Genomic DNA, 10,193 nt, shown 5'->3' on the forward strand with positions numbered 1-10,193 from the left:
CCGTTTACCCGAACAGCGCCCTCTTCAATCTTGCGCTTGGCCTCCTTGTTCGAGGCCGCAAAACCGATGGCGGTGTTGGCCTGCACGATCGACATTCCCGTTGCAGGCACCCTGATGCTCGGCAGGTCGTCACCCACCACGCCTTGCTCAAATGTTGCGCGTGCGGTTTCGGAAGCAGAGTTCGCTGCCTCTGCGCCGCGGCACAGGGTGGTGGCGGCATCTGCGAGCACCTTCTTGGCCTCGTTGATTTCCGCGCCTTGCAAGCCTTCGAGCCGGCCAATTTCTTCGAGCGGCAGATCAGTGAACAACCGCATGAAGCGCCCGACATCTGCGTCCTGCGTGTTCCGCCAGAACTGCCAGTAATCATAGGCAGGCAGGGATTCCTCGTTGAGCCAGACCGCGCCTTTCTCTGTCTTGCCCATCTTGCCGCCGTCGGCCAGCGTGATGAGCGGGGTGGTGACCCCGTACACTTCGGTGCCATCGACCCGGCGTGCCAGTTCGATGCCGTTGACGATATTTCCCCACTGATCCGATCCGCCCATCTGCAACCGGCAGCCGACCCGGCGCGACAATTCAAGAAAGTCGTAAGCCTGCAGGATCATGTAGTTGAACTCAAGAAAGCTCAACGACTGTTCACGATCGAGCCTGAGTTTGACCGAATCGAAGCTCAACATCCGGTTAATCGAGAAATGCTGGCCGATGTCGCGCAGGAAGGGGATGTATTCGAGCGCATCAAGCCATTCGGCATTGTCGACCATGATTGCGTCGGTCGGGCCATCACCGAAGGTCAGGAAGCGTTCGAACACGCGCTTGATCAAGGCGACATTGGCGGTGATCGTTTCGGTGGTCATAAGCTTGCGGGCATCGTCCTTGAAGCTAGGATCGCCGATCTTGCCAGTGCCGCCGCCCATGACGACAATCGGCTTGTGCCCGGTCTGCTGCAATCGTCGTAGCAACATGATCTGCACCAGCGATCCGACATGCAGCGACGGCGCAGTCGGATCAAAGCCGATATAGCCAGGCACGGACTGCTTGGTCGCGAGCGCGTCCAGCGCAGCGGCATCGGTCAGCTGGTGGATATAGCCGCGCGCATCGAGCAGGCGCAGCAGATCTGATGTGTATTGGACCATAATGCCCGCGCGCTTAGCATCATCGGCGCGGGCCTGAAAGATGCCAATCCCCGCGCGCTTGCTTCGTATCGGGGGCAGAGACTAAAGACTGTCGCAATGACGACGTATATGCTTATTGCCCATCCAGATTACCCCGCTCCCGCTCAGGTCGCCGTGTCTGTGAAGGTGCTGGATTTGAGCGCCGATCAGTTTGTGCTGGAATATACGCTCACAGATCCGCACGGCTGCGTTCGCCTGCCTGACCCAGCGCCTGCAGTCCGCAGCGACGGTCTTTGGCAGCAAAGCTGCTTTGAGGCGTTTGTCGGTGCGGGGACTGGCGATGTTTACACGGAATTCAACTTCGCTGCGTCTTGCGCGTGGGCGGCTTACCGCTTCGATACCTATCGTTCAGGCATGTCGGCGCTGCCGGTCAATGTGGACCCAGAGATCACTAACCTTGATGCGGGGATATGGCGGATTCGCATTGATGTCGCGGCGCTGCACCGTGTTCTCGGGCCGAGGCCATGGCGGCTTGGCCTGTCTGCCGTCATCGAGGCGCTGGACGATGGCAAAAGTTACTGGGCGCTATGCCATGCCCCGGGCCAGCCGGATTTTCACCACCCTGATTGTTTTGCCGCGCGATTGAGCTAAAGCTCTCTTGCGAAACAACAAGGGGCCAGATCGCGCATGCACTTCGGTATTGATCGCCTGCTGGCAGAGCCTGATCTGCGCAAGCCCCTGCATGGAAAACGCGTTGCGCTGGTCGCGCATCCGGCCTCGGTCACCGCAAACCTCGTCCACAGCATGGATGCATTGGCAGCGCTGGATGACATTCGTCTGACTGCCGCATTCGGCCCGCAGCATGGTCTGCGCGGTGACAAGCAGGACAATATGGTCGAGAGCCCGGACTTTACCGATCCGGTGCACGGCATTCCGGTGTTCAGCCTCTATGGCGAAGTTCGCCGCCCCACCGGCCAGATGATGAGCACGTTCGATACAGTGCTGATCGATCTGCAGGATCTCGGCTGTCGTATTTACACCTTCGTGACGACGCTGCTCTACATGCTTGAGGCTGCTGCTGCGCACGGCAAATCAGTGTGGGTGCTCGATCGGCCCAACCCAGCGGGTCGCCCGGTCGAGGGGCTGATCTTGCGCGAAGGCTGGGAGAGCTTTGTCGGCGCAGGGCCGATGCCAATGCGCCACGGGATGACTCTGGGCGAGATGGGTCACTGGTTCATCGATCATTTCAGGCTCGATGTGGACTATCACGTGATCGCGATGCAAGGCTGGCAGCCCGATGGCACGCCGGGCTGCGGTTGGCCGACGGACCGCATCTGGATCAACCCCAGCCCGAATGCGCCCAACGTCAACATGGCGCGCGCCTATGCCGGCACCGTGATGCTGGAAGGCACGACGCTGAGCGAGGGCAGGGGCACGACGCGCCCGCTGGAAATATTTGGCGCGCCCGATATCAATTCGCGGGATGTCATCGCGACGATGCACCAGATTGCACCGCACTGGCTGGCCGGATGCGCGTTACGTGAAATATGGTTCGAGCCGACTTTTCACAAGCATGTCGGCACTTTAAGCCATGGTGTGCATATCCATGCTGAAGGACCGCCATACGACCATGCTGCGTTCCAGCCATGGCGCGTGCAGGCACTCGCATTCAAGGCAATCCGCACACTTTACCCCGATTACCCGCTGTGGCGCGATTTTCCGTACGAATATGAACATGGCAAGCTGGCGATCGATGTGATCAACGGCGGCCCGGCTTTGCGCGAATGGGTGGATGATCAGGCTGCGCAGGCGGGCGATCTGGATTCATGCACCCGCGCGGATGAAATAGCGTGGCGCACGACGCAGCAGGAACTGCTGGTTTATCGGTGATGTTTGCCATGGCCTGTCGAGCAGGGCCAAATGGTTCATCAAACCGGATGCGCCCGCTCTATCCGAATATGAATTGACATAACGGGGCATAACATTATTTCGATGATACTCGAAGGGTGGTAGCGATGAAGGATGTCAATTTACAGGTGTGGGCGATTGATGCGCTGGGAGCGCTGGCGCATGAGACACGCCTGTCGGTGTTCCGCATGCTGGTGAAGGCTGGGCCTGACGGCATGATCGCAGGGGCCATTGCCGAGCATCAGGGCGTCCCGCCTTCAACGATGTCGCATCATTTGGCGACATTGGAGCGCGCCGGGCTGGTCCAGTCCGAACGCGAAAGTCGGCTCATCCATTATCGCGCCGATTATCCCGGCATGAACCGGCTGCTGATGTTCCTGATGCAGGACTGCTGCCAGGGAGCGCCGGAAATGTGCGGCAACCTTATCGCTGGCCTGAGCTGCGAGCCACTCCAACCCCAGGATACTTCAGGGACCTCGACATGACTGACCAGGCGACCGTCGACATCATCATCTATCACAATCCAGCTTGTGGCACCTCACGCAACACGCTGGCGATGATCCGCAATGCCGGAATCGAGCCGCACGTCATCGAGTATCTCAAAACCCCGCCGTCGCGGCCGCTGCTCGAAAGCCTGATCGCCCGCACAAAAGTGCCTGCGCGCGCGCTGCTGCGCGAGAAGGGCACGCCGTATGCCGAACTGGGGCTGGACAATCCCGATCTGAGCGACGCGCAGTTGGTCGATGCGATGATGGCGCACCCGATCCTGATCAACCGTCCGCTGGTCGTCTCGCCGCTCGGCGTTAGACTGTGTCGTCCTTCAGAACTGGTGCTCGACCTGCTGCCTCAGGCGCAACGCGGCGCATTTACCAAAAAAGATGGCGAGCAGGTGATAGATTCCGATGGCAAACCTATGACGCAAGGCCGCTGAGCGATGACGCAAACCATGGTCGCGCCCGCAGCATCGCCGCTGGGCATCTTCGAACGTTGGTTGTCGTTGTGGGTGGCGTTGGCCATCGTTGCCGGAATCATTCTGGGCAACACCGCGCCGACCGCCGTGTCCGCGCTGGCGGCGTTGGAGGTGGCGTCGGTCAATCTGGTCGTCGCGGTGCTGATCTGGGCGATGATTTATCCGATGATGGTTGGTGTCGATTTCGCCAGTATCCGTGATATTCGCAAAAAGCCGCGCGGGCTGATCATCACGTTGGTGATCAACTGGCTGGTCAAGCCGTTCACGATGGCGGCGATCGCGGTGCTGTTTTTCGATTACCTCTATTCCGGGCTGATACCGCAGGATGATGCGCAGCAATATATCGCCGGGTTGATCCTGCTGGGCGCCGCGCCGTGCACCGCGATGGTGTTCGTCTGGTCGCAGATGACCAAGGGCGATCCTGCTTATACACTGGTTCAGGTATCGGTGAACGATCTGGTGATGATCGTCGCCTTCGCCCCCATCGTCGCGCTGCTGCTGGGCGTAACCGACATCGTTGTTCCCTGGGAGACGCTGCTGCTATCGGTCGTGCTATATGTGGTCATCCCGCTGGCACTGGGCGCGTTCACCCGTAGCCGCGTGATCTCCTCGCATGGTGGGGATGAGACTGCGGTCGACGCGTTCACCGCGAAGCTGAAACCATGGTCGGTGATCGGCCTGCTGGCAACGGTGGTGTTGCTGTTCGCTTTCCAGGCCGAAACCATCGTGAGCAATCCGCTGTTGATCGTGCTGATCGCGATCCCGATCATCATCCAGTCCTACGGCATTTTCGCCATCGCTTATGCCTCGGCTTTTGCGTGGAAGGTGCCGCACAATATCGCCGCGCCCTGCGCCATGATCGGCACCTCGAATTTCTTCGAGCTTGCAGTCGCGGTCGCTATCGGCCTTTTCGGGTTGTCGAGCGGGGCGGCGCTGGCGACCGTTGTCGGCGTGCTGGTCGAAGTTCCGGTCATGCTCACGCTTGTCGCCTTCGCCAATGCGACGCGTGGCCGATTTACGGGGAGTGCAGTATGAGCGGCGCGCCATCCTTCGACCGCCTACGTGTTCTGGCCGACGCGGATCATCTGCCCGCGCTTAACCCCGAATATGCGCACCGCATGCCGGCGCTTGGGCTTGGCAAGCTTGACCCCAAGCCTCACATCCTGCTGCTTTACGGGTCGCTGCGCGAGCGCTCTTATTCGCGTCTTGTCGTCGAAGAATCGGCGCGGCTGCTGCAGTATTTTGGCTGTGAAACCCGGATTTTCGATCCGTGCGACCTGCCGTTGCCCGATCAGGTGGCTGGCGACGATCACCCCGCCGTCGCCGAACTGCGTGCGCACTCGATGTGGTCTGAAGGCCATGTCTGGTGCAGCCCCGAGCGCCGCGGCCAGATCACCGGCATCATGAAGACCCAGATCGATCACCTGCCGCTCGCCTATCAGGGCATGCGCCCGACCCAGGGACGCACATTGGCGGTGATGCAGGTCAGCGCGGGGTCGCAATCGTTCAACAGCGTCAACACCTTGCGCATTCTTGGCCGCTGGATGCGGATGTTCACGATCCCCAATCAATCGAGCGTTGCCAGGGCGTTCACCGAGTTCGATGAAGCCGGGCGGATGAGGCCTTCGAGCTATTACGACCGGATTGTCGACGTGGTCGAGGAGCTGGTGCGATTTACTGTCCTGCTGCGCCCCCATGCAGGCAAGCTCGTTGATCGCTATTCAGAGCGCAAGGAAAGCGATCGGCCGGAGAAGACACCAGTTTAACAGGCAAGGCACGCTCGCGATTGAATGGCTGATGGCATCAACCGCTCGCAAACCCTAATACTGGGAGTGGCATCGGACATTCTTTCGAGGATTACTGAATGATATCGAGAAGGAGCGCCCATGTTTTCCCTGTGGATTTGGCGGACAGGGTGGGATTCGAACCCACGGTGGGCTTGCACCCACGGCGGTTTTCAAGACCGCTGCCTTAAACCACTCGGCCACCTGTCCGCAACGGCGTGGCGCTGTGCGCGTCGCGTGAAAGCCCCCTAGCGCCGCATGAATAGTGTGCAAGCAGAAACTTGCGCATGGCAAGTGCCAACCGGTTCAGACCGGGTCAATCGCGCGCGGGGATAGTCGGCTGATCAGAAGTTCGCCCTTTCCGCTGATGCGCTTCGTGTGGCATTGGTCATTTTTTGGAGTGTTTCATGCAGGTTCGTTCTTACCATCAGCATCCGCCTATAGGCCTTGCCATGCGCACTACCAGATGGGCCGGTCGCCTGACTGCAGCGGCGGGGGCAACCTTATTGCTCGCGTGCGGCGCGCCAACGGCAGCGCAGCGTGAAATCGTGCAGCCGTTGCCGGGTGCGGAGCGGCAATCTGCGCCCCAATCTCAGGGGTTCACGCGCTATCTCGATGCAGTCGCCGCGCGTGCCCGGCGCGAAGGTGTCTCGCAGCGCACGCTCGATAGCGTGTTGCCCGGCCTGTCCTATGATGACAGCATCGCGGCGCTTGACCGGCGGTTTGCGCCGACGCCTCCTGGTGCGGCCTTCCCCTCGTTTGGCCCCGAAATGGCTAGACGCATCAATGCTGCAAAAATCCAGCAGGGTCGTAACGTATATGCCGCAGAAGCCGCGCGGCTGGTTGCAATCGAGCAGGCGACCGGGGTCCCGGCATCGATCATGGTCTCGATATTTGGCCACGAGACCAATTATGGCACGATCATGGGCAACACAGATCTGCCGCGAGCACTCGCCACCCTCGCTTATGAAGGGCGACGCCGCGACCTGTTCGAGGGAGAGTTGATTGCCGTTCTCAAGATGATCGACATGGGCGTGCCGCGCAGCGTGCTAAAGGGCAGCTATGCAGGCGCATTCGGTTATCCGCAATTCCTGCCGTCGGTCTATCTGCGACTCGCCAAGGACGGCGATGGGGATGGAAAGGCTGAAATCTGGTCAAACCGTGCGGATGCCTTCGCCTCAATAGCGAACTACATGGTCGCCGCAGATTGGCAACGTGGTGTGCCATGGGGATTTGCCGTTGTCGTCCCGGCAAGCGTCAACCCGGCAGCGATGACCAATCGCGAAAAGGTGAGAAAGTGCGAGCGCGCGGTGGAGCGGCACAGCGAGTGGAAAACCATGCGCCAGTGGCGTGCGCTCGGCGTGTATCCCTCTGGCGGCGTCTGGCCTGCCGATGATTCGATTGAGGCATCCTTGCTGATCACCCCCGGATTGCAGGTGCAGGGCTATCTGCTGACGCGCAATTATCGCGCAATCCTTGATTATAACTGCTCCAACTATTACGCGCTGTCTGTCGGCCTGCTGGCGGACGGGGTCCGTAACTGACCTTTGACGGGCAAGGAGACAAGATATGTTCAGGCAGATAATGGTCGCAGGATTGGTGCTGACGCTTGCGGGCTGCGGAGGAGCCAGCACCAGCCGCAGCCTTGAGACCGCGCCTGCCGCCAACGCCGGCATAATTTCAGACTATCCGGTCAAAATCGGCCAGCCCTATGAGCTTGACGGCGTGACCTACACCCCATCGGACGTGTTCAACTACGACGAAGCGGGCTATGCCAGCTGGTATGGCGCAGAACTGAATGGTCGGAATACCGCCAATGGCGAGCTTTTCGATCCTGAAGCGATCACTGGCGCGCACCGAACTTTACCCCTGCCCAGCTATGTCGAGGTCACTGCGCTCGACAGCGGGCGCACCATTCTGGTGCGTCTCAATGATCGTGGTCCGGCGGCGCGCAACCGGCTGATCGATCTGTCTTACGGGGCTGCCAAGCAGCTTGGCGTCGCGGACAAAGGTGTGTTTGCGGTTCGCGTGCGCAGGGTTAATCCCCCGGAGACGGAACGGGTTGTGTTGCGGCGGGGGCAGGCAGTGAAGCTGCGCATGGATACACCCGAAAGCTTGCTCGTACCGCTTCGGCGTCGGCTTGATGGGGTAAGCAAGCCGGGTGACCCCCGGGCAGCTGCAGCAACCGCATCGTCGGTCCCGTCCGCCACGTCGCGTGCGCAGCCCACGAAAGCCGCTTCCAAGCCGCCCACACAGGTTTCGCGTGGGAACGACCGTTTTATCCGCGAAGGCGATGGTGCGCGGCCCGTTATGGCCGAAAGCAGCACCGGCGACAATCGTGTCACATGGCCGCCCGCCGGCCCAGCGGGCGGCAACGCACGTGCGGAGTATTTCGTTCAGGTGGCAGCCTTCGGGACGCGCAGCCGCGCCGATGCGCTGGCGAAGCGGATTGGCGCGTCGACCGTCACCAGCAGCGACGGCAGGTTGTTCCGCGTACGCTATGGCCCCTATGCTGACGCAAGAGCTGCAGAAGCGGGCATCAGCCAGGCCAAAAAGAACGGCTACAACGATGCGCGCATCCAGCAAGGCGACACGCCTTAAGCATTAATGCGTCCAGTGCGGCGCGCTCACACTGCAGCATGGCTGCCGATGTCATTTGGAACTTACATGAAAACGTCGATCGTCCTGGGCCTGGGCTCTCTCTTTTTGTTGGCAATGCCGCTTGCGGCGGCTGCGCCGAGTTATAATTCGACCGCACCGATCGCCTATATGCAGGATCTGTCGTCGGGCGCGGTGTTGTTTGCCCGCGATGCCGACCGGCGCATTCCTCCGGCATCGATGGCCAAGATGATGACGGTCTACGTCGCTTTTGACCTGCTCAAGAAGGGCGAGATCAAGCCTGACCAGAAGATGCGGGTTTCTGCTGAAACGTGGCGCAAATGGAACAATCAGGGTTCGAGCATGTTCCTCGCGGTCAACAGCAACGTGACTGTGACAGATCTGCTCGACGGCATCGTCACGCTGTCCGGCAATGATGCCTGCGTTGTGCTGGCAGAAGGCATTGCGGGTTCTGAAGAGGCATTTTCCGACCTGATGAACAAAAAGGCCAAGGACATTGGCTTGGCCAGCAGTCGTTTTGGCAACAGCAATGGCTGGCCCGATGAAGGGAGGACGATCGTCACTGCGCGCGATCTGGCACGGCTGGCGGCAGCGACCATCCGCGACCACCCCGAACTCTACAAACGCTATTATTCCAAGGACAGCTTCACCTGGAATGGCATTACCCAGGGCAATCGTGATCCGCTGCTCGGCAAGGTAAAGGGCGCTGACGGTCTGAAGACCGGTCATACCGAAGAGGCTGGTTATGGCTTCACTGGCTCTGCCGAACAGAATGGGCGCCGACTGGTCATGGTGGTCGCAGGGCTCACCAGCTTCAACGGGCGCGTTGACGAGTCGGTCAAGTTCATGAACTGGGGCTTTGGCGCGTGGAAGGCGGTGCCGCTGTTCGCCAAGGGCAAGACGGTCGATGTTGCCAAAGTGCAACTGGGCAGCGCACGCGAAGTCAAGCTGATCGCACCGCGCGATCTGGCGCTTACTGTGCCGCGCACTGCAGAGACCGACAGGGTCACGCTGCGTGTCGTTTACGACGGGCCGATCAAGGCCCCCACCGCCAAGGGCCAGCAGGTCGCCAGCCTGATCGTGAGCGGGCCGGACCTGCCGCGACAGGTGATGCCGTTGGTTGCTGGCGAAGCGGTGGCCGAGGCGGGCGTATTCGGGCGGCTATGGGCAGGTTTGCTGTCGCTGTTCGGAGCGTGACGCGAAGTGCGCGGACGCTTCATCTCGATTGAGGGCGGTGAGGCGGTTGGCAAGTCCACCCAGATCAAACGTCTGGTCACGTGGATTGCCGGGCAGGGGCATGAGGTCATCGCCACGCGTGAACCGGGCGGCACTGAAGGAGCTGAGGCGATCCGCAGCCTGTTGCTTGATGGCGGGGCAGATCGTTGGAAACCGCAAAGCGAAGCGCTGTTATTTGCGGCGGCACGCGCCGACCATGTGGATCGCCTGATCCGCCCGGCGCTTGCTGACGGCACATGGGTGGTGTCAGATCGGTTCGTGGACAGCAGCCGCGCCTATCAGGGCGTCGCGGGCGAACTGGGCGATGCCTCGATCATGGCGCTGCACGACATTGGCAGTGCAGGCCTGATGCCTGATTGTACGATATTGCTCGAGCTTCCCGAAGCCGAGGCCGCGCGCCGCGCTGCTCTGCGCGACGGCGACCGGCCAGACCGGATTGGCGGTCGTGATCCAGCATTTCACCGCGCGGTGAATTCTGCCTTGAGTGCTTTTGCAGCCGCGGAGCCCAATCGCTTCCGGATCATCGACGCGTCTGGTGATGCCGACGCGGTCCATGCGCGAATTGTC

The 10,193-nt window shown here is 60.7% G+C and carries 11 protein-coding genes and 1 tRNA gene; 10 read left to right on the top strand and 2 right to left on the bottom strand.

The features are described 5' to 3' along the window. A partial coding sequence (tyrS, locus tag ACEW8G_RS11885; protein ID WP_373488632.1) for a tyrosine--tRNA ligase occupies positions 1–1,130 on the bottom strand: 1,130 nt, incomplete at its 3' end. Between the two features lie 96 nt (positions 1,131–1,226). Between tyrS and ACEW8G_RS11890 the strand changes: the two genes are divergently transcribed. From ACEW8G_RS11890 to arsH, 6 genes are all read left to right on the top strand, one after another. Continuing rightward, positions 1,227–1,760, top strand: coding sequence for a DOMON-like domain-containing protein (locus ACEW8G_RS11890; RefSeq protein ID WP_373488633.1), 534 nt, complete (start codon positions 1,227–1,229; stop codon positions 1,758–1,760). Positions 1,761–1,796: 36 nt separating this feature from the next. Continuing rightward, positions 1,797–2,999, top strand: a complete 1,203-nt coding sequence (locus ACEW8G_RS11895; RefSeq protein ID WP_373488634.1) for an exo-beta-N-acetylmuramidase NamZ domain-containing protein — start codon at positions 1,797–1,799, stop codon at positions 2,997–2,999. A gap of 125 nt (positions 3,000–3,124) precedes the next feature. Further along, positions 3,125–3,502 carry an ArsR/SmtB family transcription factor gene (locus ACEW8G_RS11900; RefSeq protein ID WP_373488635.1) on the top strand — a complete coding sequence of 126 codons (378 nt, stop codon included), beginning with the start codon at positions 3,125–3,127 and terminating at the stop codon, positions 3,500–3,502. Then, on the top strand, positions 3,499–3,948 hold the full coding sequence (gene arsC / locus ACEW8G_RS11905) for an arsenate reductase (glutaredoxin) (protein ID WP_373488636.1): 450 nt from the start codon (positions 3,499–3,501) through the stop codon (positions 3,946–3,948). The genes ACEW8G_RS11900 and arsC overlap by 4 nt, the downstream gene beginning before the upstream one ends. A 3-nt stretch (positions 3,949–3,951) precedes the next feature. Then, complete coding sequence (arsB, locus tag ACEW8G_RS11910) at positions 3,952–5,022, top strand: ACR3 family arsenite efflux transporter (protein ID WP_373488637.1); 1,071 nt, start codon at positions 3,952–3,954, stop codon at positions 5,020–5,022. Continuing rightward, positions 5,019–5,753 carry an arsenical resistance protein ArsH gene (arsH, locus tag ACEW8G_RS11915; RefSeq protein WP_373488638.1) on the top strand — a complete coding sequence of 245 codons (735 nt, stop codon included), beginning with the start codon at positions 5,019–5,021 and terminating at the stop codon, positions 5,751–5,753. The genes arsB and arsH overlap by 4 nt, the downstream gene beginning before the upstream one ends. 138 nt (positions 5,754–5,891) lie before the next feature. Here the strand turns inward: arsH and ACEW8G_RS11920 are convergent. Further along, a tRNA-Ser gene (locus ACEW8G_RS11920) sits at positions 5,892–5,981 on the bottom strand. Positions 5,982–6,223: 242 nt separating this feature from the next. On the opposite strand from ACEW8G_RS11920, the gene ACEW8G_RS11925 reads away from it, so the two are divergent. From ACEW8G_RS11925 to tmk, 4 genes are all read left to right on the top strand, one after another. Then, entirely contained in the window at positions 6,224–7,315 is a 1,092-nt protein-coding gene (locus ACEW8G_RS11925) for a lytic transglycosylase domain-containing protein (protein WP_373488639.1), read from the top strand. Positions 7,316–7,340: 25 nt separating this feature from the next. After that, the gene (locus tag ACEW8G_RS11930; protein ID WP_373488640.1) at positions 7,341–8,372 is read left to right on the top strand and encodes a septal ring lytic transglycosylase RlpA family protein; all 1,032 of its coding nucleotides are present in this window, start codon (positions 7,341–7,343) and stop codon (positions 8,370–8,372) included. A gap of 66 nt (positions 8,373–8,438) precedes the next feature. After that, positions 8,439–9,587, top strand: a complete 1,149-nt coding sequence (locus ACEW8G_RS11935; protein ID WP_373488641.1) for a D-alanyl-D-alanine carboxypeptidase family protein — start codon at positions 8,439–8,441, stop codon at positions 9,585–9,587. A gap of 6 nt (positions 9,588–9,593) precedes the next feature. Then, positions 9,594–10,193: dTMP kinase (gene tmk / locus ACEW8G_RS11940; protein ID WP_373488642.1), on the top strand; the 600-nt coding region annotated here is incomplete at its 3' end.

The sequence above is a fragment of the Blastomonas sp. genome, assembly GCF_041747255.1.
Taxonomy (GTDB): domain Bacteria; phylum Pseudomonadota; class Alphaproteobacteria; order Sphingomonadales; family Sphingomonadaceae; genus Blastomonas.